This window comes from Thermostichus sp. MS-CIW-26, from assembly GCF_054059115.1.
In genome coordinates this window covers 24,539-48,269 of sequence record NZ_JBSSBV010000014.1, presented here as the reverse complement: position 1 = coordinate 48,269, position 23,731 = coordinate 24,539, and the positions used below count along the sequence as shown (strand labels likewise).

Here is a 23,731-nt window from a genome sequence, read left to right as displayed (position 1 = left end):
AGGAGGAAGAGAGAATCATGACAACTGCAACTCGTTTTCCCCAATTCAGCCAAGACCTGGCCAGCGATCCCACCACGCGTCGGCTGTGGTATGGCATTGCCACCGCCCACGACTTCGAGACCCACGATGGCATGACGGAGGAGCGGCTTTACCAAAAGCTGTTCGCCACCCACTTTGGCCATCTGGCAATCATCTTCCTGTGGGCCTCCGGCAACGTCTTCCACATCGCCTGGCAAGGCAACTATGAGCAATGGGTAGCCAACCCCACGGGTGTCACCCCCATCGCCCACGCCATCTGGGATCCCCACTTTGGCAAGGCAGCGGTGGAAGCCTTTACCCAACCGGGGGGCGGCGGCCCCGTCAACGCGGCCTACTCTGGCCTGTACTACTGGTTCAACACCATTGGCCTGCGCACCAACGGCGATCTCTACGCCGGTGCCATTGGCCTGTTGTTGTTGGCGGCGGTGTTTCTGTTTGCCGGCTGGCTGCACCTGCAGCCCCGCTTCCGGCCTAGCCTGAGCTGGTTCAAGAACGCTGAAGCCCGTCTCAACCACCACCTGGCCGGCTTGTTTGGGGTCAGTTCCCTGGCTTGGACTGGTCACCTGGTACACGTCGCCATCCCCGAGTCCCGCGGGCAGCACGTAGGCTGGGACAACTTCCTTACCACTCTGCCCCACCCGGCAGGTCTGAAGCCCTTCTTTACCCTCAACTGGGGGGTGTATGCCCAGAACCCGGACACGGCCAACCATGTCTGGGGCACGGCAGAAGGGGCGGGCACGGCCATCCTCACTTTCTTGGGTGGCTTTAACCCCAACACCCAGTCCCTGTGGCTGACGGACATGGCCCACCACCACCTGGCCATCGCGGTGATCTTCATCGTGGCCGGCCACATGTACCGCACCAACTGGGGCATTGGCCATAGCATCCGGGAGATCCTTGGCGCCCACAACCCCCCCAAGGGCACTCCCTTCGGAGGCCTGCTGGGAGAAGGCCACAAAGGTCTCTACGACACGGTCAACAACTCCCTGCACTTCCAGTTGGCTCTGGCCTTGGCCTGTCTGGGGGTGGTGACCTCGCTGGTGGCGCAGCACATGTACGCTCTTAACCCCTACGTGTTCATGTCCATGGATCACACCACGGAGGCGGCTCTCTACACCCATCACCAGTACATTGCTGGCTTCTTGATGGTGGGGGCGTTTGCCCACGGGGCCATCTTCCTGGTGCGGGACTATGATCCTGAGGCCAACAAGAACAACGTGCTGGCGCGGGTGCTGGATCACAAAGAAGCGATCATCTCCCACCTCAGCTGGGTATCGCTGTTCTTGGGCTTCCACACGCTGGGGCTGTACGTCCACAACGATGTCATGCAAGCCTTTGGCACGCCCGAGAAGCAGATCCTGATCGAGCCGGTGTTTGCTCAGTTCATCCAGGCCTCTCACGGCAAGATGATCTACGGCATGGATGTGTTGTTGTCCAACCCCGACAGCCTTGCTTCTACCGCTTGGCCCAACTACGGCAACGTGTGGCTGCCGGGCTGGCTGCAGGCCATCAACGATCCCAATGGATCCCTGTTCCTGCCCATTGGCCCGGGTGACTTCCTGGTGCACCACGCCATTGCGCTGGGCTTGCACACCACCACCTTGATCTTGGTCAAGGGGGCGTTGGATGCCCGCGGCTCTAAGCTGATGCCGGACAAGAAGGACTTTGGCTACAGCTTCCCCTGCGACGGCCCGGGTCGAGGCGGCACCTGCGACATCTCCGCCTGGGATGCCTTCTACCTGGCCATGTTCTGGATGCTGAACACCATCGGCTGGGTTACCTTCTACTGGCACTGGAAGCAGCTTGGGGTTTGGAGCGGCAACACTGCCCAGTTCAACGAGAACTCCACCTACCTGATGGGCTGGCTGCGGGATTACCTCTGGGCCAACTCCGCCCAGTTGATCAACGGCTACAACCCCTACGGGATGAATAACCTGGCGGTTTGGGCCTGGATGTTCCTGTTCGGCCACCTGGTGTGGGCAACTGGGTTCATGTTCCTGATCTCCTGGCGCGGCTACTGGCAAGAGCTGATCGAGACCTTGGTGTGGGCGCATGAGCGCACTCCCTTGGCCAAGCTGATCCGCTGGAAAGACAAGCCGGTGGCCATGTCGATTGTCCAAGGTCGTCTGGTGGGTCTGGCCCACTTCACGGTGGGTTACGTGCTGACCTACGCGGCCTTTGTTATCGCCTCGACAGCCTCTCAGTCGGGGTAGCAAGCCCATAACCTGCTGAATAGGGATCCCTCGGCTGGTCCAGGGATCCCTTTTTTGTGAGTTGGTAGAGTGGTGATATGAAGTTTAGGGTCTGATGAGTTTGGTCGATGACTCTAGCCGCCCGATTGGATCCCTATATCAGGCGATATACCTTTGAGGAGTTTCATCGACTGATTGAGTCTGGACAGATTGAAGAGCCCAATCAGTTGGAGCTGATTGACGGGCTCCTAGTTCAAAAGATGACGAAAGGGGAGAGGCACGCCGCCTACTGTAGCCGCCTGTACCGACTGTTGGTGGGCCTTGTGCAGGAGCAAGCTATTGTGCGCACCCAGGATCCGGTCCAACTGCCCCCCAATCACGAGCCAGAGCCCGACTTTGCCATTGTGCGCTTTCAGCAGGATGAGTACCGCTCTCGGCATCCTCAGCCCGAAGACATCTATCTCATCATCGAAGTGGCTGATTCTTCCCTTACCTATGATCGGGAAGTCAAACTCGGACTCTACGCCAAAGCCGGGATCCCCAACTACTGGATCTTGAACTTGCAAGAGAACTGCCTAGAGACGTACAGCTTGCCAATAGAGTCGGGAGTTTACCAAAAAAGAGAGGCTTACACCCCCAAGGAAAAAGTTGGGATCCCAGGGATCCTGGCTGGAGAGTTGAGTCTGGATCAGCTAGAAATCGCAGGAGCCCCGCACTGTACCCGTAGGGTCAGTGTCGGGAGGAATGCGGAAGTTACGATAGAACCATGACCCAAGTCCTGACCGTCTCCTGTAAGCTCAAGGTGTCCCAGTCGCAGGCCGCAAAGTTGGACGCGACCTTGGATGCCTTTGTGCAGGCGTTGAACTGGGTCAACCAAAACACGCCCGAGAAAGTCACCAACGCCGTTAAACTTCAATCTCTGTGCTACCGCGAAATCCGTGCCCGGTTCGGCTTGTCCAGTAACTTGGCTCAGCAGGTCTGCAGACGGCTGGCCGGTGCCCGCAAGGTTGCCCGACAGAAAAACCGCCCCGTCAAAGCGTTCAAGAGAGGCTTTGCGACCTACGATGCCCGTATCTTTTCGTTTCGCGAGAAAGACTGGACGGTGTCGCTGACCACAGTGGAGGGTCGAGAGCGCTTTGAGCTGGCGATTGGCCGTTACCAGAGAGAACAGTTGGCAGGCTCCAATCCCAAATCCGCCACTCTGGTCAAGCGCAGAGACGGCTCCTACTACATCCAGATTTGCGTAGAGAAAAAACCACCCAAGCAACAAGATACCGACAAGGTGATCGGGGTGGACTTGGGGAGGACAGATATTGCCCATACGTCAGAGGGGGACAACTGGAATGGACAGCAGTTGAGCAGAGTCCGAGAGCGCTACTCCCGGTTGAGGGCGGTACTCCAACGCAAAGCCAGTAAGGGCACACGCAGTTCGCGGCGCAGATGCAGAGAACTGTTGCAACGGCTGTCTGGCAAGGAAAGACGCTTTCAAACGTGGGTCAATCATCGCATCTCCAAAGCTATTGTCTCTAAGGCAAAAGCTACCAACAGCGCTATTGCTCTGGAAGACCTGACAGGGATCCGGGAAAGGCTCAATCAACAGCCACGCAGCAAAGCTGAACGGCGCAGGGCCAACAGTTGGGCGTTCTACCAGCTGAGGCAGTTTCTGGAATACAAGGCTCTGCGTGCAGGGGTTGCTTTGATTCTGGTGCCGCCTGCCTACACGTCGCAGACCTGCCACCGGTGTTTGCACGTCCATCCCGATCCTACGCAATCCTATCGCAGTGGGAAGCAGTTCAAGTGTGGGCACTGTGGATGGGAAGGGGATGCGGACTGGAATGGGGCCAACATGATTGCCAAGCTTGGGGCTGTCGTAAACCAGCCTAGAGGCCCGTGGTTGGCTTGCCAACTGCAGGGCTACCGAAAGCCCGCCCTGTACTGCGAAGCAGTCAGGGTCGGGTAGTTTACGTTTTTTCCATCGGTTAAGGCAGGGATCCCTTGCCGGCAGATCGAGTCTTGGCTGGCAGGAGTATTGTGGGTGGAGAAGCGTTTGCAGAAGGATTGTCGATGAGCTACGACGCGGTGGTGATTGGGGCCGGGCACAACGGGCTGGTGAGCGCTTGCTATTTGGCCAAGGCCGGGCAAAAAGTGCTGGTGCTGGAGCGCTATCACACCGTTGGTGGGGCTGCCATTACAGAAGAAATTCACCCGGGCTTTCGCGTGTCGGTGGCTTCCTATTCCTGTAGTTTGCTGCGACCGGAGATCATTCGCGATCTGCGCCTGCCGGACTATGGCTTTGAGGTCTACGCCAAGCAACCTTCCTACTTCATGCCTTTCCCGGATGGGCAGCACCTCTTCCTGTATGCCGATAACCGTGCCAAGAGCAAGGCGGAAATTGCCAAGTTTTCTCGCAAAGATGCGGAAGCCTACGACCGCTGGGAGGAGTTTTGGGATCGGGTGAACGAGGTGGTGGAGCCAACCTTAATGCAGCCGCCGATTTCACTGGGGCAACTGGCGGATCGCTTTGCAGCTGCTGGCTATGAAGACGATTTCCGCCGCATCATGCTCCTCTCGACCACCGATCTCTTGGATGAGTTCTTCGAGTCGGAGCAAGTCAAGGCGGCGATGGCTCCCCAATCTTTGATCGGCACCTCTGCCGGGCCGATGACTCCGGGTACGCCCTACATTTGGCTAGTCCATGCGGTAGGTCGGGCTATTGGCTCGCGTGGGGTCTGGGGCTATGTGCGCGGTGGGATGGGATCCATTACCCAAGCGATGGCCAAGGCAGCTCTGGACTTAGGGGTGGAGATCCGCACGTCTGCTCCAGTGGCGGAGATCTTGATGGAGAGTGGGCAGGCCGCTGGGGTTATCCTCGAATCGGGGGAAACCGTGCGGGCGCGGGCGGTTCTCTCCAATGCCCATCCCCAAATCACCTTTTTGCGACTCTGCTCCTCTTTGCCCCCAGACTTGCGTGACCGGCTAGAACGGCACTACCGCACCTCAGGCCCGGTGTACAAGCTCAACTTGGCCCTGGAGGAACTGCCCCGCTACACGGCGGCCCCTGCTGAAGTGCCCCCAGAAGTGGTCAGTTCCGCCACGGTAGACATTGCTCCCTCGGTGGCCTATCTGGAGCGGGCTTGGGATGACTGCAAGTACGGGATCCCTTCCCGGGATCCGTTTATCGAGATCTACAGCCAATCCCCCACCGACCCGACGATGGCTCCCCCAGGCAAGCACATTCTCTCCTGCTTCTGCCAGTTTGTGCCTTACCAACCCAAAGGGCGAGACTGGAACGATGGCCTGCGGGAAGAATTTGCCGATCGGGTAATCGACAAAATTGCCCAATTTGCCCCCAACATTAAAAACGCCGTGATCGCACGGCAGATGTTGTCGCCCGTGGATCTGGAGGCCCGCTTCGGCCTTGTGGGGGGCAGCATTTTTCACGGGGAAATGACGCCGGATCAAAGCTACAACCTGCGGCCCATCTCCGGCCTGGCCGACTATCGATCCCCCATTCCCGGCCTTTACCTCTGCGGCTCAGGGGCGCACCCAGGAGGCGGAGTGACCGGGATCCCTGGCCACAACTGCGCACAGGTGGTGCTCAGCGATCTACCCAAGCTCTGACCGACGAAAAGGCCAAGCCAGAGCGGATCCCTGCTCTGGGATCAAACGGGTTGCCTGGGTTACAGCCGCACCTCAGTTCCCTCAAAGAACCCACGGATGATCAAAATGGCCCCTTCTCTAGCTTCAAGGTTGTTAGTAGGGAACTCCTGTTCTATGAACCACTGGCCGGAAATGCGCTCAGCAGAGGTCGTTGAATCGAAGACAAGGTTCAGATTTCCTCTTTGTGTTCCCCCACCAATATCAAGCCGGTTAAACGGCCCTGATAACTGTGCTCCGGCCAAGGTGCGGAAGACGAAATCCCCCGTTGCAGGCACGATGCCCTGCAAAACAACTGGAGTACCCCCGCCTTCTTCCCTTTCAGTTCGTAATGAGAAAAAGTAGTCAAAGGCTGTTGGAGCACCCGGTCCAGGAGTAGGGACAGGTAACTGAGGAATTGGGGTGGGGAAAGGTCGCGGTGGAGGGCTGACCTGCACAAAGTTGAGAACTGTGCTGGTGTTGGCCGGATCAAACTCCGCTTGAACACGACCGTTCAACAGGCGGCGGATGCGAACCAACTGATTGGGCAAGATGTTCAGTCGAGTCGGATCCGGAGCAAACAGTACCGACTGCGTACCCACCTGGGCAGGACGATAGACAATCTCCGCCTGGTTGGGACGGAAGTTTAGGCGGGCAAAGAGAGCCAAGGCGTCCTCGGGAGTGCCATCGCCCGCAACCCCCCGCTGCCGCACCACAAAGCTCGCGGAGAAACTACCTGTCTGGAGAATGGCAGATACTCCTTCTGTTGGGTTCACGAAGCTTCCTGCTGACGGGTTGCCACCTGGGCCAGGATCTTCATAGAGTACCCCCGTGGTGCGGACAATGAGAGAAGAATCTCCCTCTAGGACAACTTGGTTGCCATTCCTATTCACCAAGATTCGGCGCACGGTGAGAGTCAAGACAGTACCTTCCCTGGCGGCTCTAAAGGTTGTGTTCACTCGAATGCGCTGGTCGTTGGGGAGGGTTGAAACTGCAACCAGCCCGGCGATACTAAATTGCGTAGATAGTCTGCCGTCGTTGGGGCCAAAGGCAATGAGATTCACCAGCGGTGTGGTTCGCCCAATTTGGACGGCCAGGGTGCTGGAGCGAAGGGTGGAGTCAATCGTCAAGTCACTGGCTGGGATCTCGTTCACAGGCAAGATGCGGGCTTCAACATTGGCGATGCGAGCTTCACCGCTGCCTTGGAGGGGGTTGGTGCGCACAGGGATCCCGTTGTCAAACCTCGGATTGACATAGTCCAAGCGGAGGCTGGTGGTCTCCAGCACCGAGCCGGGGGTAAAGCGATACTCTTGGGCCGAGACAAAGGCAGCCGGATCTACCTGGACGGGCCCAGGCAAGGTCGGAGACTCATTAACTTCTCCGCAGCCGCCTAGCAGCAAGACTCCACACAAAACCGCCAACGAGCGACCTTTGAAGTTCATACGGCACTTCCTCACACACCTTAAATCTGGGCAAATCCACACAAAATGGGGAGAAGGCACCCAACCCCTAACGCTACAGGTAAGCTGGCCACCCCTGCTCGAGGCTATGATACCCCATATCTAGGGGATGGGCCATTTCCAGAACAATTTCTTGCATTTGCTCTGCCGCTCGCTTGACAACGCTCTAGGATGCAGTAGAACTAACAGCAGGCAATCCCCCCTTATCAAACGGGAGCCCAGGGGCAAAAACCTGTTTTGCAGACTCGAGTTGGATCCCTGCTGGACGCTGCCTAAGACGTTTGCTGTGGTGTGAGTGAGTGGAGATTTTTCGATGAGACGACGTTTTGGCTCAGCCCTTGGCCGTGGCGGCCTCTCTCTTTGGGCAACCTGTGCTTCGGTTGCGCTAATTACCGGCTGCAGTAGCGAGACCACCAGCGGGGTGCCGCCTCTACTGGCTTCTAGCGGTGCCACGCCTCCTCCTGTGGCCGTTGCCCCCACGATTGCCCCCAATCTCACGCCTATCACCTTCCGCCCTGGTCCGGATTTCGCCCCCATCACCCCGCCGCCCATCCAGCCCGACCTACCGGATCCGCCTAGCTTGCGGCCAGCTCCAGCTGGGGAGTTTAATCTTTTGCTGCTTTCTGGCATTCCGCCAGTGGGATCCGCCTTTGTAACTATCACCTTGCGCGGCTTACTTGCTCCAGGAGTGATCAGGAGCGTAGAGGTTCAGTTTTTTAACATCAGTCGCGGCACGGATATTACCAGCATCTTTTTGCCGACGGCAATTGAGCAGTTTAGAAATACGCTGATAGGCAGAGGCAATAGCTACGACGACCGAATCAACGGGATCACGCTTACCAACGGCTTCACCTTCCCGGCGGATCTAGCCGCCTACAACAACAACGTTGCTGCGGGGGAAAGAGTTTTGGTGATCGTGGTCATTCGAGATTCATTTGGTCAAGCTCTGAGGCTGGAAGCGCGCGCCCAAGCCACCTAAGCTGGAGCTGAGTAAGGCTGTTTGGGTTTGTGCCACGAGAGAGTTGAATGGCAGGAGGATGAGGGAATGAAAACGGGAAAAGTAGCTGGGGTTTTGGCTTGCTTGTGCTTGGGCTTGCTAACAGCTTGTCAACAAACTAAAGAGGGGAATCCAATCAGCTCGCTGCCAGGGCCAATCATCCCTGTGCAAAACCCGAATACAGAACCTGGAGGAACGGGGGTAGGGCTGCCATCCACTCCTCCGATTGGATCTGTTCCCCCAGGTCAACCCAGCCCTCTTGTGCCCCCTCCTGTGTCGGCGCCGACGATCCCGCCCCTGCCCACTCCCAATCCCTCTCCCAGCATCGTTGGCCTGCCTCCAGGCCCCCTGGCTGCCCCGACGTTTACTAAGAGCTTCAGTCCTTCCACAACTTCAGCAGGTGTTCCTGTTACTTTAAGTTTTTCAATCACCAACAACTCTGGCATCGAACTGACTGGCCTCAACTTTGCAGACAGCCTGCCTGCAGGGTTGCTTGTTGCCAATCCGTCCAACCTCAATAATACCTGTGACGGCACACCTAATGCGCCTCTAGGCGGGGCCCTAATCACTCTAAGCGATGGAAAACTGGCTGCCAATGCAACTTGTGCAGTGACTGTTCAGGTTGTTGCTGCAAGCGTGGGTACCTACACTAACCCTGCCGTAACTCTGACCAGTAACCAGGCTCCTCCTGTTCCAAGCGCACCTGTCGATCTCTTCGTGATCCTAGCTACTCCTCCAGGGTTTACTAAGCAGTTTGTTCCTAACTCGACTACAAACGGCAACATCGTGGCTGTTGTCTTCACAATTACGAACACTGCAACTGTTCCCATAACCGGCCTCAGTTTCATCGACATTTTGCCCACAGGGTTACAAATTACGAATCCAGAAGTTAACTCAAACACCTGCGGTGGTACGCTGACAGCACTTGGTAGTACGACCACGATTTCTCTCGCGGGCGGAAGCCTAGCCGCAGGCGCCTCCTGCGTAGTTTCTGTATCGGTCGAACAAATTACCCCCATGGTTGCGAACTACACCAACCCTCCAGTTACTCTCTTGAGCAATGGCGCGCCGCCAGCGACTTCTGGTACAGCTATGGTAACTTTTACACCGTAACTTTTAAGTAGAGTTCTTACCCTTGACCCAAGTAAAAGTGAGGCAGATGGGTCAAGCTGTGAGCATTCCTATGCTGCTCAGCAGAGCTTGGGGGGAGAGGCCAACCCTGTAGGCTGCCGCAGTTTGGCAGCCTCTCAGTCTCTGCACTCAAGAGTCAAAGGGATCCAGCTTTGCGCAAAAGATTATCTGGGATATTAAGCTGTTGTGCTGTTCAAGCCGGCTGCCCAATCCAGCAGGCGATTCACTTCTTCCGGGGTTTTGGCTTCCGAGTACAGCCGCAGCAAAGGCTCGGTGCCGCTGCCGCGAATCATCACCCAACTTCCATCGGCGAGGACGAATTTGTGGCCGTCGCGATCAAAATGTTTGATCACCTGCTGCCCCAAAATCTCAGCCGGGGGATCCATCTGTAGCCGTTTGAATAACTCAGTTTGTTGATTTTGATCGGCGAGGTGGAGATCGCGGCGCAGGTAAACAGAGGTGAACCCTTCCCGTTCCTGCAAAGCCCGGTAGATGGTGCTGAGATCTTGGCCGGTTTCCGTAACCGCTTCGATGAGATACAGGGCCGAAAGCAGGGCATCCCGCTCGGGAATGTGGCCCAAGTAGCCGATGCCGCCCGATTCCTCTCCACCCAAGAGCACCTCTGTGCTCATCATGCGCTCGGCGATGTACTTAAAGCCCACCGGCATTTCCGTAACCGGTAGGCCATAGTGCTGTGCAACTTTAACAAACAGCTCAGAGCCGCTGATGGTTTTGACAATCTCGCCCCGTAAGCCGCGTTGCCCCGCCAAGTGGTCGATCAAGATGGGAATGAGGATCTGCGGGCTGAGGAAATGGCCTTGCCCATCGAGAGCCGCAATGCGGTCGGCATCCCCATCAAAGACCAATCCCATTTTCAAGGGGGCGGGATCCGCCGCGATGATCTGAGCAGAAGCCTGCAGGTTTTGCGGCAAGGGCTCGGGGGGAAATCCCCCAAACAAGGGATCCCGGTGGGCCTGCAATTCAATCACCTTCTCCCCCAGTAGGCGCTTGAGGCCACCGGCGCCAGAGCCAAACATGACATCCACCCAGATCTTGGCCGGGGATCCTTTGAGCTTTTCCAGATCCACAAAGCGGCTGAGCTGGGCCAGGTAGCCGGGCCAGGGATCCCAGGTGTGGATGGGGGCCTTGTGGGATCCAAGAGGCTGGAGGCTTTGCAGCTCCTGCTCGATGGCGGCGGTAACTTCCGGCGGCACGGATCCGCCAAATCCCCCCTTGACCTTGAGGCCGGAATAGTGGGGGGGGTTGTGGCTGGCGGTGATCACCAAAGCGCCGTGACAGCCCCGCTCCTTGGCACCCCAGCTAAAGGCCGGCGTTGGGGCCACACAGGTGGAGAGGTAAACTGGGATCCCCAGGCGGGCCACCACCTCAGCAACGTGGGCGGCAAAGCGCTCCGAGAGAAAGCGGTTGTCGTAGCCAATCAGGATCCCTTCGCCGGGGTAGGTGCGGGCCAACACTTGGGCGCTGGCCTGGGCTGCAACGGTCAAGTTTTGGAAAGTAAAGGCATCGGCAATCACGGCTCGCCAGCCGTCGGTGCCAAAGTGAATAGGGGGGGTGGGCATGGCTTGATGTATCGGATCCCGTCGCATCAACTCATAGCATGATGCCAAGGTCAATGGTTTCAAGGAGGACGAAAAAGCGGTTGATCTGCGGTTTCTCAGCCCACTCTCAGGCAAAATGGGCTGCATTCTCAGCTGGAGCGGGGGTAATAAGAGAGGAGTTTCTCTTGCAGGGTTCATCAATCCAGCTCCCAGCCTGACGGCCCAAGGTATCTGCGAGGGAGTTCCTCCGCGTATTTACGTGGGTACAGTTCTGCAAGTTGTGGTGCCAAGATGTTCAGCCTACTCCTTCTGCTGACCTTGATTGGGGTGATCTTCTTCACCCGGCGGCTACAGCAACTCCTGCACAACATTCCGCAGCGCTACTGGCTCTCTCTGGGTGGAGGGATTTCTCTGGCCTATGTGTTCACGGCTTTTTTGGCGGAAGTGACGGAGCTGCAACAACACTTGATGCCCCTAGAAGTGCCTGTGTTGGGCTATTTGATTGAACACATTCATCTGCTCATGTTGCTGGGCATTGTTACGGTATATGGGTTGGAGGGGCTGGCCCAATCTTCCAAGCAAGAGGCATTGCTGCATCCAAGGATATTTTCCGTTCACATTGGTTTCTTTACGCTCTACAGCGTAATTCTGGGTTATTTGCTAAGACACACGGTGCAAGAATGGCTCAGTTGCCTGTTGCTGACCATCGCTTTGGCTATCCACCTCAGCATCGTCTGTAAAGATCTATTTGAGCATCATCCCCACTTATTTCAGCACCAAGGGCGTTGGCTGTTGATCGGATCCCTTTTTGTCGGTTGGCTGATGGGGCAAAGGGCCATTTTGCCGGAGATAGCCTTAGCCGCCAGCATTGCCTTTGTAGCGGGGGTTTTAATCTTTCAAGTGCTGAAGCACGAGCTACCCGAAACCGAAGGGCACTTTGGGGCATTTTTGGCGGGTGTTGTCGGTTTTGGTAGCTTGCTGGTGGCCATTTCGGCCATTCGGGCCTGGGAGTGAGTTCTACGGGTAAACCCAGCGTATCAGTAGCAATCACTGGGATCCCTCTCTGAAATTCTGCGGATTTTGAGTGGAGATTACCTTTTCTTAATCTTCGCTTAACAAAAAGTTAACTCTAGCCTGCTATTTTCTATCTGTTCCTTGAAGAAACACTAAGCCCTCATTGAGGAGTCAATAGACACTATGATGAAAACTTTCTTGGCAGGCCGTCGCTCTTTGCTCGTGGGGCTAGTTGCCACCGTGGCCGGTGCTTCTGTAGCCCTGTCTGGACTGGTGCATGCCCAGGCCAAAGATTGCCCCCGTCCGCCGGAGATGGATGTGCGCTTCTGCGACCGCGATGGCGATTTGATTGCCGATGTGCCGGAAGATCCGAACGAGTGGATCAATCCGGATACCCTGATCTTTGCCTACACCCCCGTTGAGGATCCCTCAGTTTACAAGAACGTTTGGGCTGAGTTTCTCGATCACTTGGCAGAGGTAACCGGCAAGAAGGTGGAATACTTCCCAGTGCAGTCCAATGCTGCTCAGTTGGAAGCGATGCGGGCGGGCCGTTTGCATGTGACCGGCTTTAACACCGGCTCTGTCCCTTTGGCGGTGAATGCGGTGGGCTTCCGTCCTTTTGCTATGATGGCCAGCTTGGATGGCAGCTTCGGCTACGAAATGGAGATCATCGTTCCTGCCGATAGCGATATCCAATCCATCGAAGATCTGCGCGGTCGGCAATTGGCTTTCACTAGCGAAACCTCCAACTCTGGCTTTAAGGCTCCTTCGGCGCTGCTGAAAGGGGAATTTGGCATGGAGCCCGGGGTTGACTACCAAACTGTCTTCTCAGGCAACCACGAGAACTCTATCTTGGGTGTGTTTAACGGTGACTACGAGGCGGCGGCTATTGCCAACTCCGTGATGACCCGCATGGCCAAGCGGGGCACGATTGATCCCAGCAAAATTCGCACCATCTACAAATCTCAAACTTTCCCCACCACAGCCTATGGAGTTGTCTACAACCTCCACCCAGAAGTGGCGGAAAAAGTGAAAGAGGCTTTCTTCACCTTTAAGTGGGAAGGCACCAAGCTAGCGGAAGAGTTTGGCAAGAGTGGTGGGGAGCAGTTCATTACCATCACTTACAAAGAGTATTGGGAAGTGATCCGCACTATTGATAAAGCCAGCGGCGTGGAGTACAAGCTCTAAATCCTCTCCAGCAGATCTTTCACTTATGGGATCCCTTCTCGATCGGGGATCCCTTTTTGTTGTCCTGCAACAGTCAGGATCGAGCCGGACAGTATCATCGTTGCAGACCTATCCTGCAGATCCCAGCATCCTGATCCCCCATGGCCCTGTTCACCCTCAACTCCGTTCGCAAAGATTTTGGCATCAAGGAACTCCTGAGGAATGCCAGTTTCAGCCTAGAAGAAGGCGATAAAGTCGGCATCATCGGCACCAACGGTTCCGGAAAATCCACACTGCTCAAGATGATCGCTGGCCTAGAACCCATCGATGGGGGCGACCTCTGGGTCAGTTCTGGGGCGAGGATAATCTACCTACCCCAACAGCCAGAGATGGATCCCGAGCATACGGTGCTGGAGCAGGTGTTTGCGGCTGCCGGAGAAAAAATGCGCCTGATCCGAGCCTACGAGGAGCTTTCCCATCGCTTGGCCCATCAAGGTGGGGATCCCAGTCTGTTATCCCAGTTGGCCAGTATTAGCGAGCGTATCGAGGTGGAATCCGCTTGGGATCTGGAAACCCAGGCCAAAACCATTCTCAGCCGTTTGGGCATTGCAGACTTTCAGGCCCGCGTTGGCGATTTGTCGGGGGGATACCGTAAGCGGATTGCCATTGCGTCAGCCCTCTTGGCAGAGCCAGATGCTCTACTGATGGATGAGCCCACCAACCACTTGGATGCCGAATCGGTGGAATGGTTGCAAGATTATTTGAATCGTTTTGCTGGGGCAGTGCTGCTGATCACCCACGACCGCTATTTTTTGGATCGGGTTACCCAGCGCATTCTGGAAATTGATCGCGGCGATCTGTATGCCTACAGCGGCAACTACTCTTACTACCTGGAGAAAAAAGCGGCTGCTGAAGCGGTCGAAAAGGGATCCCAACGCAAGTATGCCAATCTCTTACGGCGGGAATTGGAATGGCTCAAACGAGGCGCCAAAGCCCGCAGCACCAAGCAAAAAGCCCGCAAACAGCGCATCGAAGACCTACAAAATCAAGAATTCAAGCAAGCTCTGGGACAAGTGGATATTGCGACCGCCGGGCGTCGCATCGGCAAAAAGGTGATCGAGCTAGAAGGGATCCACAAATCCTACGGCGACCAACTCCTCATTCAAGACTTTACCTATACCTTTGCCCCCGATGATCGGGTGGGCATTATTGGCCCCAATGGGGCGGGAAAATCGACTTTGATGAATATCATCATCGGCAAATTGGCTCCAGATGCGGGCCGAGTGGAGATTGGCCCCACCATCCACATTGGCTACTTCGACCAACACTCTGACGATCTCAGCCTCAACCCCGACCAACGGGTGATCGAGTACCTCAAAGAAGTGGCAGAGCTGGTGAAAACTGCCGATGGGGAGACGATCACCGCATCGCAAATGTTGGAGCGCTTTCTCTTTCCCCCCAATCAACAATATGCCCCACTCCACAAACTTTCCGGTGGTGAGCGCCGCCGCTTGTTTTTGTTGAGGGTGTTGATGCAAGCGCCGAATGTGTTGATTTTGGATGAGCCCACCAATGATCTGGATGTGCAAACCTTGGCAGTATTGGAAGACTATCTGGAAGAATTCAATGGTTGTGTGATCGTGGTGTCTCATGACCGCTATTTTTTGGATCGCACCGTGAATCGCATCTTCGCCTTTGAGGGATCCGGCCAAATCCGGCAATATCCTGGCAACTATTCTGTTTATCTGGAGCATAAGCAGCGCCAAGAGAGTGAGATCAAATCCGCCCGCCCTGAGTCTGTCCCTCTCATTCCCCAGCCTGAAAAAGAGCTTGATAGGATCCCACAAAGCAGAAAACTCTCCTTCAAAGAAAAACGGGAATATGAGCAGCTTGAAAGCCAAATTCCGCAGATGGAGGCAGAAAAAGCTGAAATTGAGCAGATCCTTTATCGCAACCCTCCCAGCGGCTACAGCGAAGTGCAAAAGTTAGCCCAGAAACTGGCAGACTTAACCGCCGCCATCGACTCCGGGACCGCCCGTTGGCTAGAATTGGCCGAGCGCCACCTCAACTAGCGTCGAGCCTGCTTCCAGCATCTCTTCTGTCGAATTTGCAACAGCATCTGGGCAACAATCGTCAAAACCGGCAGCTCGATCAGGGGGCCGATCACCAAAGCCAGAAGGATCAACGGACGCTGCGGAAAAGCAGAAGCAGCAATGGCCAAAGCAAGCGGAGAATTGCGAGCCAAGGTTGTACAGGTCAAACAGACCCACTCCTCATAAGCCAAACCCAGCCAGCGGCTGACCTGGTAAGCCAAGAGGAAGTTGACGGCGAAAAAAACCAGAATGGGAGGCAGAAGCTTGAAAAGTAGGGCTGGATTCTCAGCGAGAATGCTTCCTTCAGTGGCAAAAATAAAAACTATCGCTAGATTCAAAGCCACAATCTGCATGATGCTAATCCGGTCTTGATAGCTTTCAAGGGATCCCCTCTCTCCACGTTCCGTTTTGATTTGCCGAATGGAGTATTGTGTGAGTGCTGCTGCCAGCAAAGGCAAGAAAAGGATCCAAAACAAGCCTGACAATAAAATTTCAACATTTAATTCGACTAAATCTCCTGCCAAAAGCAAAAGATAAACTGGCAAAAGCAAAACTTGCAGAACCAAATTAACAGGCAACAGGGCCGTTGCTAAAACCACATTTCCACCCGCTATCCCTGTAAAAACCAAATACCAATCCGTACAAGGAGTTACCATCAACATGAGCAGGCCAACCCACAAATCTGGCAGATCCGATAAAAAAACAGCCCCCAATCCCCAGGCAAAAATCGGAGTCCACAGAAAGTTGATCGACAAACTGGCCAACGCCACTGCCAATACAGCTTTAGAAGCGCGATTAACCTGCTCAAGTTTCTGAAAAAAAACCTTTCCCCCAGATGCGAGTGGAATGCCCAGGAAAGTGAGATAAAGCAGCAAAGCCAACAGAGGTTGTACCCAGCCTCTTAAGATTTGGACAGAGTTTGGCCATCCTGTGAGGGCCAGACCCACGCCGATCGATACCACAACGAGCAAAGGTTGAGCTCTTTCAGAGAAACGCATGGATACAACTCGATGGATAGTGAGCAGCATTTCCAGTCTCTCAGCCCCTGTCAGTGTGGGATCCCACCTCGCAAGAACCAGAGAAACGGCTACAGTAACCTGGAAAGCGTTCCGCTCCTTTGTGCCATGACTCAGCAACTGACTCTCGACGGACTGGGATTGGGATCGAATGGGGGATCCCGTCTGGGTCGGGTGATTGTAACCGATTTGCAGGGGGAGATGCAGCGCTCCTACCTGGAATACGCCATGAGCGTGATCGTGGGGCGGGCCTTGCCGGATGTGCGGGATGGCCTCAAGCCGGTACACCGCCGCATCCTCTACGCCATGCATGAGCTGGGCCTGACGCCGGATCGCCCCTACCGCAAATGCGCACGGGTGGTGGGGGATGTGCTGGGGAAATATCACCCCCACGGGGATCAGGCGGTCTATGACGCGCTGGTGCGCATGGTGCAAGACTTTTCCAGCCGCTATCCCCTGGTGGCGGGGCACGGCAACTTCGGCTCGGTGGATGATGACCCGCCGGCGGCCATGCGCTACACGGAGTGCCGGCTGGCGGAGCTGAGCCACACAGCGCTTCTGGAGCAGGTGTCGGAAGAGATCGTCGATTTCATGCCCAATTTCGACGGATCCCAGGCGGAGCCCACCGTTCTCCCGGCCCGCTTGCCCATTTTGCTGCTCAACGGCTCTGCCGGCATTGCCGTGGGCATGGCCACCAATATCCCACCCCACAACCTGGGGGAAGTGGTGGATGGCCTGTTGGCTTTGATCGACCATCCCGACCTCAGCCCTGAGGAACTGTTGCGGTGGATCCCAGGGCCGGATTTTCCCACCGGCGGCCAAATCTTAGACACCCAAGGGATCCGCGAAGCCTACCTCACCGGGCGCGGCTCCATCACTCTACGGGGGGTGGCCCGCTTCGAGGAGATCCAGCCGGGCAAAGGACGCCACCGGCGGCCTGCTCTAGTCATCAGCGAGTTTCCCTATCAGGTGAACAAAGCCGCCTGGATCGAAAAAGTGGCCGAGCTGGCCAACCAAGACCGCATCAGCGGCATCGCCGATCTGCGGGATGAGTCGGATCGCAGCGGCATTCGCGTGGTGGTGGAGCTGAAGCGAGAAGCCAACCCGCAGGCGGTTTTGCAGCAGTTGTATAAGCTCACCCCTTTGCAAAGCAACTTTGGAGCCATCCTGCTGGCTTTGGTGAACGGGGAACCGCGGCAGCTCAGCCTCAAGGACATCCTGCAACACTTCTTGCAATTTCGCGAGGCCACCCTCAACCGGATGTTCCGTGCCGAGTTGCAGCAGGTGCAGCGCAAGGCGGAAGAGGTGGCAGGAATGTTGCTGGCGTTGGCGGATCTGGAGGGGGTGATCGAGCTGCTGCGGCAAGCGCCCGATGGCACCACGGCCAAAGCCCAATTGCAAACTCGCCTGGGCTGTACCCCCCAGCAGGCAGAGACGATTTTGGCCATGCCTCTGCGTCGCCTGACGGGATTGGAGCGGGAACGGCTGCACCAGGAACACGCCCAGTTGCAGACCCGCATCGAAGAACTGCAGGGGCTACTCAGCGACCGCCGCAAGCTCTTGAATTATTTGAAAAAAGAGCTGCGACACCTGAAAAAGACCTTCGGGGATCCCCGGCGCACCCAGATCCTCTCGGCCTCGGAGCTGGAAGCGGAAGTGGCCCAAATCCCCAGCGGCGAAGAGACGGAAGAGACCCACTTCTTGCTGCAATTCACCCGCAAGGGCTATGTGCGCCGCCTGCCTCTGCCTAGCCGTCGCTCCCGCAGCAACCCGGCGCAACGGGAACTGGGGGAAGATGTGCTGGTCGGCCTGGAATGCGTCACGCTGGAGCAGGAAATCTTGGTGCTCACCGCCGGCGGCAAAGCTTTTACCGTGCCCATCGCAGGGATCCCCCTCAGCACTGGGTCCTCACGGGGGGTGCCTCTGGTTACCCTTCTCCCCAACCCCGAGCCGATGGTTGCCACCTTCACGTTGGCTCCGGATCCGGGCAAGGCAAGTTTGGTGGTGCTCAGCCGGCAGGGGCGGATCAAGCGGCTGGCCCTGGCAGAGTTGATGGGCCTTACCCAACGGGGATCCACTGTCCTAAAGCTAAAAGAGGGAGATGAGCTGGGCTGGGCAGCCCTTTGGGATCCCGGCCACCAAGGCTACAGCGTCGTCCTGGCTACTTCAGGGGGACGGGTGCTGCGGCTGGATGTCCAACAGATTCCCCTGATGGGTCGAGCGGCTATGGGATCGCCGGCCCTGCGTTTGGGGCGCGCCGAACAGATTGCAGGTATGGCGCTGCTGCCCCCGCAAGGGATCCTGGTTCTGGCCAGCCGGTTGGGCCACCTGAAGCGCTTGCCCCTGAGCGAGATCCCCATCCTGGAGCGGGGTCAAGTGGGCGTGCCGGCCTTTCACTTCTCCGACCGGGGAGATGGCTTGGCGAGCTTGGTGGGTCTCCCCCCCGAGCTGGAGCAGCATCCCCATCTGCAACTGGATGTGCTCACGGAGTCCGAACGAGTGTACTCCTTCTCTCCTGCCGAGATCCCGCTGCAAAGCCGCTCCGGGGGCGGATCCCTCCTGGTCAAAGGGGAGCGGGTCAGGGAGTTGCGCCTGTTCTGGCCGCAGTGGCTGCCGGAAGGCGATGTGGGATAGCTCTTGGGGGAGCAGAAGATCCCTAGGACGAAGAGCCTTCCCCAGGCGAGGCCGAATCGGTCGGCGGGGAGCCGGGATCCGTCTCCGGCACTTCGGGATGGCGAACGGGCTTGGGTAGGGTGCCACCTGACCTGATAACCAAACAGCGCACGGTTTGGTGCAGCTCCTCCAGCAAAATGCTGATGGCAGAGCGGAAGTCTCGGTGGTCATCTCGCATTTGCTCCAGCATGGCGCGGATGACTTCCTGACAATCCTTCAGGATGTGCTGCTGCTGGGCAACAATCTGCACCAGTTCGCTTTGTTCCTTGAGCAGCTCCCGCAGACAAGAGCGCAGCTCTTCCACATGGCTCTGCCAAAGGGCCTGTCCTTCCCGCAGCTCCATCACGCTGGTGCGCAAATCGGCGGTCGAGTCTCTTAGGGCTTCGCTGTGGCGGCGCTCGGCTTCCAGTTGCTTTTGCTGCTCCTGCTGCTGCTGCCGCAGCTCAGAGTTGGCCTTGAGGTTGGCTTCCGCTGCCCTGAGCAATTGAGCCAATCGAACCTCAGTAACAACCCAACGCTCTTCCGGGGAGAGAGATCGACCTCGGCCAACTCGCCTGCAGAAGTACTTCACAGTCGCTGCACCCTATACACAACTCTCTACTTTAAATCAAAGCACCATAGGACTTCAGCCCAAGCAGAGACCTGTCTATCGGGCTTTGTCCCGGCTGTTTTCTGGGTTTACCCAATGTAGCCATGATAGCGGATGCCGAATCCAGAAGTTCGGAAGACGGAGCTGCCCCTCTCCAGGGATCCCGGTCGTTCTTCTAGGATGGTGGAGAGTTTGGATCAAAGAAACCATGCCTTCACTTGCAAATCAGGTGGTGCTGATTACCGGTGCCTCTGCTGGAATTGGGGAAGCCGTCGCTCTGGAGGCGGCCAAACGCGGGGCTCGCTTGGTGCTGGCGGCCCGTCGGGAGGGGCTGCTGCGAAACGTCAAGGACTTGGTGGAAAGTCGGGGAGCGGAGGCGCTGGTGGTGCCCACCGACATGGCCGATACGGCCCAGGTGGAGGCGCTGGCCCAAAAGGCTCTGGATCACTTTGGCCGGGTGGATATCCTGGTGAACAACGCCGGCTATGGCCAGATGGGGCCGGTGGAAGAGGTGGATGTGGCGGCCATGCGGCACCAGTTTGAGGTGAATGTGTTTGGCCTGCATGCTCTCACCCGTGCCCTCTTGCCCCAAATGCGGGAACGGGGCAGTGGCCGCATCCTCAACCTCAGCTCGGTGGCCGGCCAGATGTCCATGCCTTTCAGCGGCGTTTACAACGCCACCAAGTTTGCTGTGGAGGCCCTCAGCGATGCGTTGCGGGTGGAGGTGGCCCCCTTCGGCATCAAGGTCATCTTGATCGAGCCGGGGCCGGTAGCCACCGAGTTTGGCCGCGTGGCGGAAGAAACCTTTGCTGCCGTTGTCAACCCCAATGGCCCCTACAAGGCGATCTTGGACAAGACCGCCGATCTGGCCAGCTCGTTCAGCAAAATGGCCTGGCCGGTGGAGAAGGTGGTGGAGCCGATCCTGAGGGCGATGACCGATCCTCACCCTTCCGACCGCTACACCGCTTTCACGGGGGGTAAGGTGGCGTTGGGGCTGATGCGGCTCATGCCCGCTGCTCTGGCTGACTCCATGTGGCGGCGCGTCTATGGGCTGGATGGTCTGGGATCCCCCGGCTCGGCCTAACTGCAGGCTTGTGGCGGGCATCGGATGGGGCAGGGATCCCTCAGGAGCTCATCCTTGCGGGGGTAGGGTTGTGCCTTCCAGGAGGGACAGGTTAAGTTTGTTAAAGGACTTTTAATAACCGAGCGTTCTCTTCCCTATGAACAAGCCTCTATCTCCCCAGCGCTGGCTGATCGCCCTCCTGCTGGGCTTTTGTCTCTGGCAGGGATCCGGCCTGGTGCTGCAGCCTGCACCCGCCCATGCAGCTTTGGCCTCGGCCCTCACCTACGATCGCTTTTTGCGCTACGTCGAGGAGGGGCGGGTTACGGATGTGCGCCTCACGGACAACAATCTGGTAGCTGAAGTTACGGCTGTGGATCCCCAGACCCAGCATTCCACCCGCTACCGAGTGAACCTGCTGCCCAACACCGTACCGCAACTGGTGGACCGCCTCACCGAGCAGGGGATCGAAGTGGCAGTGGTACCCACCCGCAATGGCAGCGCCTTTTGGGCGCTTCTGGGCAACCTGGTGATCCCGCTGTTGCTGTTGGGGGGGTTGTTCTTTTTCCTGCGGCGTGCCGGTGCTGGAGCGGGCGGCCCTGGGCAGGCAATGAACTTCGGCAAATCGCGGGCCCGCTTTCAGATGGAAGCCAAAACCGGCGTTAAGTTCGACGATGTGGCCGGGATTGAAGAAGCCAAAGAAGAATTGCAAGAGGTGGTTACCTTCTTGAAGAAGCCGGAGCGCTTCACCGCTGTTGGGGCCAAGATCCCCAAAGGCGTGTTGTTGGTGGGGCCGCCGGGGACGGGCAAAACCCTTCTGGCCAAGGCCATTGCCGGCGAGGCAGGAGTGCCTTTCTTTAGCCTGTCCGGCTCTGAGTTTGTGGAAATGTTTGTCGGGGTGGGCGCCTCTCGCGTGCGGGATCTCTTCAAGAAGGCCAAGGAGAATGCGCCTTGCATCGTCTTCATCGACGAGATCGACGCGGTGGGCCGGCAGCGGGGGGCTGGCATCGGCGGTGGCAACGACGAACGCGAGCAAACCCTGAACCAGTTGCTCACGGAGATGGACGGCTTTGAGGGCAACACCGGCATTATCGTGATTGCCGCCACCAACCGCCCTGATGTGTTGGATGCCGCTCTCTTGCGTCCGGGGCGCTTCGACCGCCAGATTACGGTGGATCGGCCTAGCTTTAAGGGGCGCTACGAGATCTTGCGGGTGCATGCCCGCAACAAGAAGCTGGCGGAAGAGGTCAGCCTGGAGGCGATTGCCCGCCGTACCCCTGGCTTTGCCGGCGCGGATCTGGCCAACCTGCTCAATGAAGCGGCCATTTTGGCGGCCCGCCGTCAGCGCATGGCCATCACCAACCAAGACATTGACGATGCCATCGACCGCATCACCATCGGCCTGACCAAGCCCCCGCTGTTGGACGGCAAGAGCAAGCGCCTGATCGCCTACCACGAGTGTGGCCATGCCCTGTTGATGACACTTTTGCCCCACGCGGATCCCTTGAACAAGGTGACCATCATCCCCCGTTCCGGCGGCGCAGGTGGCTTTGCCCAGCAACTGCCCAACGAGGAGCAGATCGACTCCGGCATGTACAGCCGCGCTTGGCTGCTGGATCGGGTGGTGGTGGGCTTTGGCGGTCGGGCGGCCGAAGAGATCGTCTTCGGCTACTCGGAAGTGACCACCGGAGCCAGCAACGACCTGCAGCAGAACACGAATCTGGTGCGGCAGATGGTGACCCGCTTTGGCATGTCTGAGCTGGGGCCCTTGATGCTGGATCCCCCCAACAACGAGGTATTCTTGGGCGGCGGCTGGATGAACCGCGTCGAGTACTCGGAGGATGTGGCCGCCAAGATCGACCGCCAGGTGCGGCAGATCCTGGAGAGCTGTTACCAGAAAGCCAAGCAGATTTTGCTGGAGCACCGCCCTCTGCTGGATCGATTGGCCGATACCTTGGTGGAACGGGAAACCCTGGATGGCGACGAATTCCGGGCGATTGTCTCAGAGTATGTGCCCATCCCGGAGAAGGTCGGCCTGCCCAGTCCATTCCCGGAAGCGGTACGGAGTCCAAAGCTGGTCTAAGGGATCCCATCTCCATTGCCAGATAGACAACTGGGGGGGTTGTTGGGGCTGGATCCCGGCAACTGCCCCCTTTTCCTCGCGAGTTTTGGGTTGCGTTGGGCTGTCGCATGCTCTCTTCGCTCTCTGCTTTGCCGGTTCACCTCTATCGCTGCCTGAGCTGCGGTCGGGAAGGGTTGACCCAATCACCAGGGCGGGAACAGGGATCCGTGGCAGATCGGGTTTATTGTCCCAGTTGTGGCCAAATTTACCCCATCACCGCTTCTGGGGCTGTGGATTTTATCGGCAGCTCATCGGACCTGCATCTCACGCCGGCCCAAGCCATTGCCCATCTGCCTGGGTTTGCCTGGGGCTACGATCGCCTCTGGCGGCCCTGGGCCCTGTCGCTGCTGACGGGAGAGAGCTTTGGCAGCGAGCGGGAGAGTCAACTGCTGGCCGAGTTGGTGGGGGAGGGGGATCCCATCTTGGATTTGGGCACTGCCGGGGGGTACTGGAGCCGCTTGCTCCTGGCCAAGGATCCACAACGGACGGTGATCGGCCTGGACAATGCAGCAGGGGTATTGGCGGAAGCCGCTCAACAAGCGCAGCCCCACTGGCAGCACTACAGCCTGATGCGGGCTCGGGCTGAACAGCTTCCCCTCGCCTCTGGAACTTTTGGGGCGGTGATCAGTGGGGCCACCTTGAACGAAGTGCCTTTGGATCCCTGTTTGCGGGAAATTGCCCGTGTGTTGAGACCGGGAGGAGCCTTTGTCTCGATGCACAGCCAGCAGGTCCAGGGATGGGGGCAGATGGTGCAGCAATGGCTGGAAGCCACCGGCCTTCATTTTTTCTCAGAAACCCAGTTGCGCGAGCACCTTCAACAGGTGGGGCTGCAGTTGGAGCGTTATCTCAGCTTGGGTTGGGTGGCCTTTGTGCGGGCGGTGCGCCTCTGATCTTGGCCGGGTTAAGTTGTGCAGTGGCCATCGAGTCGATGTCGGAGCCATTACCCCAATCCAAGTCATGCCGATCCCTGGCTCCCCTCTTCC

Annotated in this window: 17 protein-coding genes; 13 read left to right on the top strand and 4 right to left on the bottom strand. The window is 57.5% G+C overall.

Going from position 1 to position 23,731, the window contains the following annotated elements:
- Window positions 1-17 precede the first annotated feature (17 nt).
- From psaB to ACVWZU_RS06700, 4 genes are all read left to right on the top strand, one after another.
- Complete coding sequence (psaB, locus tag ACVWZU_RS06715; protein ID WP_011431693.1) at window positions 18-2,252, top strand: photosystem I core protein PsaB; 2,235 nt, start codon at window positions 18-20, stop codon at window positions 2,250-2,252.
- 107 nt (window positions 2,253-2,359) lie between these two features.
- Window positions 2,360-3,001, top strand: a complete 642-nt coding sequence (locus ACVWZU_RS06710; protein ID WP_414418193.1) for a Uma2 family endonuclease — start codon at window positions 2,360-2,362, stop codon at window positions 2,999-3,001.
- Window positions 2,998-4,191, top strand: a complete 1,194-nt coding sequence (locus tag ACVWZU_RS06705) for an RNA-guided endonuclease InsQ/TnpB family protein (RefSeq protein WP_457444017.1) — start codon at window positions 2,998-3,000, stop codon at window positions 4,189-4,191. The genes ACVWZU_RS06710 and ACVWZU_RS06705 overlap by 4 nt, the downstream gene beginning before the upstream one ends.
- A gap of 104 nt (window positions 4,192-4,295) precedes the next feature.
- Window positions 4,296-5,852 carry a phytoene desaturase family protein gene (locus ACVWZU_RS06700; RefSeq protein WP_099812798.1) on the top strand — a complete coding sequence of 519 codons (1,557 nt, stop codon included), beginning with the start codon at window positions 4,296-4,298 and terminating at the stop codon, window positions 5,850-5,852.
- Window positions 5,853-5,911: 59 nt separating this feature from the next.
- On the opposite strand, the gene ACVWZU_RS06695 is transcribed toward ACVWZU_RS06700, so the two are convergent.
- Window positions 5,912-7,309 carry a hypothetical protein gene (locus tag ACVWZU_RS06695; protein ID WP_457444015.1) on the bottom strand — a complete coding sequence of 466 codons (1,398 nt, stop codon included), beginning with the start codon at window positions 7,307-7,309 and terminating at the stop codon, window positions 5,912-5,914.
- Window positions 7,310-7,640: 331 nt separating this feature from the next.
- Between ACVWZU_RS06695 and ACVWZU_RS06690 the strand changes: the two genes are divergently transcribed.
- Window positions 7,641-8,306 (top strand): hypothetical protein, encoded by a 666-nt coding sequence (locus tag ACVWZU_RS06690; protein ID WP_457444013.1) that lies wholly within the window; start codon window positions 7,641-7,643, stop codon window positions 8,304-8,306.
- Between the two features lie 291 nt (window positions 8,307-8,597).
- Window positions 8,598-9,437, top strand: coding sequence for a DUF7933 domain-containing protein (locus ACVWZU_RS06685; protein ID WP_457444011.1), 840 nt, complete (start codon window positions 8,598-8,600; stop codon window positions 9,435-9,437).
- Between the two features lie 194 nt (window positions 9,438-9,631).
- Here ACVWZU_RS06685 and ACVWZU_RS06680 read toward each other — a convergent pair whose 3' ends face one another.
- Entirely contained in the window at window positions 9,632-11,035 is a 1,404-nt protein-coding gene (locus ACVWZU_RS06680; RefSeq protein ID WP_457444009.1) for a phosphoglucomutase/phosphomannomutase family protein, read from the bottom strand.
- A gap of 270 nt (window positions 11,036-11,305) precedes the next feature.
- On the opposite strand from ACVWZU_RS06680, the gene ACVWZU_RS06675 reads away from it, so the two are divergent.
- The 3 genes from ACVWZU_RS06675 (at window position 11,306) to ACVWZU_RS06665 (ending at window position 15,267) form a co-directional block, all read left to right on the top strand.
- Window positions 11,306-12,028 carry a hypothetical protein gene (locus ACVWZU_RS06675; RefSeq protein WP_011431684.1) on the top strand — a complete coding sequence of 241 codons (723 nt, stop codon included), beginning with the start codon at window positions 11,306-11,308 and terminating at the stop codon, window positions 12,026-12,028.
- Window positions 12,029-12,211: 183 nt separating this feature from the next.
- A complete protein-coding gene (phnD, locus tag ACVWZU_RS06670) occupies window positions 12,212-13,216 on the top strand; it encodes a phosphate/phosphite/phosphonate ABC transporter substrate-binding protein (protein WP_457403980.1) in 1,005 nt (334 codons plus the stop codon).
- A 140-nt stretch (window positions 13,217-13,356) separates the two neighbouring features.
- A complete protein-coding gene (locus ACVWZU_RS06665) occupies window positions 13,357-15,267 on the top strand; it encodes an ABC-F family ATP-binding cassette domain-containing protein (protein WP_457444007.1) in 1,911 nt (636 codons plus the stop codon).
- On the opposite strand, the gene ACVWZU_RS06660 is transcribed toward ACVWZU_RS06665, so the two are convergent.
- Window positions 15,264-16,286: an arsenic resistance protein gene (locus ACVWZU_RS06660; RefSeq protein WP_457387856.1), complete on the bottom strand. Its 1,023-nt coding sequence runs from the start codon at window positions 16,284-16,286 to the stop codon at window positions 15,264-15,266. The two genes, ACVWZU_RS06665 and ACVWZU_RS06660, sit on opposite strands and share 4 nt — an antisense overlap.
- A gap of 126 nt (window positions 16,287-16,412) precedes the next feature.
- On the opposite strand from ACVWZU_RS06660, the gene ACVWZU_RS06655 reads away from it, so the two are divergent.
- Complete coding sequence (locus ACVWZU_RS06655; RefSeq protein ID WP_457444036.1) at window positions 16,413-18,938, top strand: DNA gyrase/topoisomerase IV subunit A; 2,526 nt, start codon at window positions 16,413-16,415, stop codon at window positions 18,936-18,938.
- A gap of 22 nt (window positions 18,939-18,960) precedes the next feature.
- Here the strand turns inward: ACVWZU_RS06655 and ACVWZU_RS06650 are convergent, their stop codons facing one another.
- Window positions 18,961-19,548 (bottom strand): hypothetical protein, encoded by a 588-nt coding sequence (locus ACVWZU_RS06650; protein ID WP_457395731.1) that lies wholly within the window; start codon window positions 19,546-19,548, stop codon window positions 18,961-18,963.
- A 226-nt stretch (window positions 19,549-19,774) separates the two neighbouring features.
- On the opposite strand from ACVWZU_RS06650, the gene ACVWZU_RS06645 reads away from it, so the two are divergent.
- The 3 genes from ACVWZU_RS06645 (at window position 19,775) to ACVWZU_RS06635 (ending at window position 23,638) form a co-directional block, all read left to right on the top strand.
- Window positions 19,775-20,650 carry an SDR family NAD(P)-dependent oxidoreductase gene (locus tag ACVWZU_RS06645; RefSeq protein ID WP_457444005.1) on the top strand — a complete coding sequence of 292 codons (876 nt, stop codon included), beginning with the start codon at window positions 19,775-19,777 and terminating at the stop codon, window positions 20,648-20,650.
- A gap of 136 nt (window positions 20,651-20,786) precedes the next feature.
- Window positions 20,787-22,709 (top strand): ATP-dependent zinc metalloprotease FtsH, encoded by a 1,923-nt coding sequence (gene ftsH / locus ACVWZU_RS06640; protein WP_457444003.1) that lies wholly within the window; start codon window positions 20,787-20,789, stop codon window positions 22,707-22,709.
- Between the two features lie 107 nt (window positions 22,710-22,816).
- Complete coding sequence (locus ACVWZU_RS06635; RefSeq protein ID WP_414413167.1) at window positions 22,817-23,638, top strand: class I SAM-dependent methyltransferase; 822 nt, start codon at window positions 22,817-22,819, stop codon at window positions 23,636-23,638.
- Window positions 23,639-23,731: the final 93 nt, after the last annotated feature.

What these genes read in the sequence shown, in the direction of transcription:
- psaB (WP_011431693.1), top strand. Translation starts at nt 18, where the DNA reads ATGACAACTGCAACTCGTTTTCCCCAATTCAGCCAAGACCTGGCCAGC.
- ACVWZU_RS06710 (WP_414418193.1), top strand. Translation starts at nt 2,360, where the DNA reads ATGACTCTAGCCGCCCGATTGGATCCCTATATCAGGCGATATACCTTT.
- ACVWZU_RS06705 (WP_457444017.1), top strand. Translation starts at nt 2,998, where the DNA reads ATGACCCAAGTCCTGACCGTCTCCTGTAAGCTCAAGGTGTCCCAGTCG.
- ACVWZU_RS06700 (WP_099812798.1), top strand. Translation starts at nt 4,296, where the DNA reads ATGAGCTACGACGCGGTGGTGATTGGGGCCGGGCACAACGGGCTGGTG.
- ACVWZU_RS06695 (WP_457444015.1), bottom strand. Translation starts at nt 7,309, where the DNA reads ATGAACTTCAAAGGTCGCTCGTTGGCGGTTTTGTGTGGAGTCTTGCTG.
- ACVWZU_RS06690 (WP_457444013.1), top strand. Translation starts at nt 7,641, where the DNA reads ATGAGACGACGTTTTGGCTCAGCCCTTGGCCGTGGCGGCCTCTCTCTT.
- ACVWZU_RS06680 (WP_457444009.1), bottom strand. Translation starts at nt 11,035, where the DNA reads ATGCCCACCCCCCCTATTCACTTTGGCACCGACGGCTGGCGAGCCGTG.
- ACVWZU_RS06675 (WP_011431684.1), top strand. Translation starts at nt 11,306, where the DNA reads ATGTTCAGCCTACTCCTTCTGCTGACCTTGATTGGGGTGATCTTCTTC.
- phnD (WP_457403980.1), top strand. Translation starts at nt 12,212, where the DNA reads ATGATGAAAACTTTCTTGGCAGGCCGTCGCTCTTTGCTCGTGGGGCTA.
- ACVWZU_RS06665 (WP_457444007.1), top strand. Translation starts at nt 13,357, where the DNA reads ATGGCCCTGTTCACCCTCAACTCCGTTCGCAAAGATTTTGGCATCAAG.
- ACVWZU_RS06660 (WP_457387856.1), bottom strand. Translation starts at nt 16,286, where the DNA reads ATGCGTTTCTCTGAAAGAGCTCAACCTTTGCTCGTTGTGGTATCGATC.
- ACVWZU_RS06655 (WP_457444036.1), top strand. Translation starts at nt 16,413, where the DNA reads ATGACTCAGCAACTGACTCTCGACGGACTGGGATTGGGATCGAATGGG.
- ACVWZU_RS06645 (WP_457444005.1), top strand. Translation starts at nt 19,775, where the DNA reads ATGCCTTCACTTGCAAATCAGGTGGTGCTGATTACCGGTGCCTCTGCT.
- ftsH (WP_457444003.1), top strand. Translation starts at nt 20,787, where the DNA reads ATGAACAAGCCTCTATCTCCCCAGCGCTGGCTGATCGCCCTCCTGCTG.
- ACVWZU_RS06635 (WP_414413167.1), top strand. Translation starts at nt 22,817, where the DNA reads ATGCTCTCTTCGCTCTCTGCTTTGCCGGTTCACCTCTATCGCTGCCTG.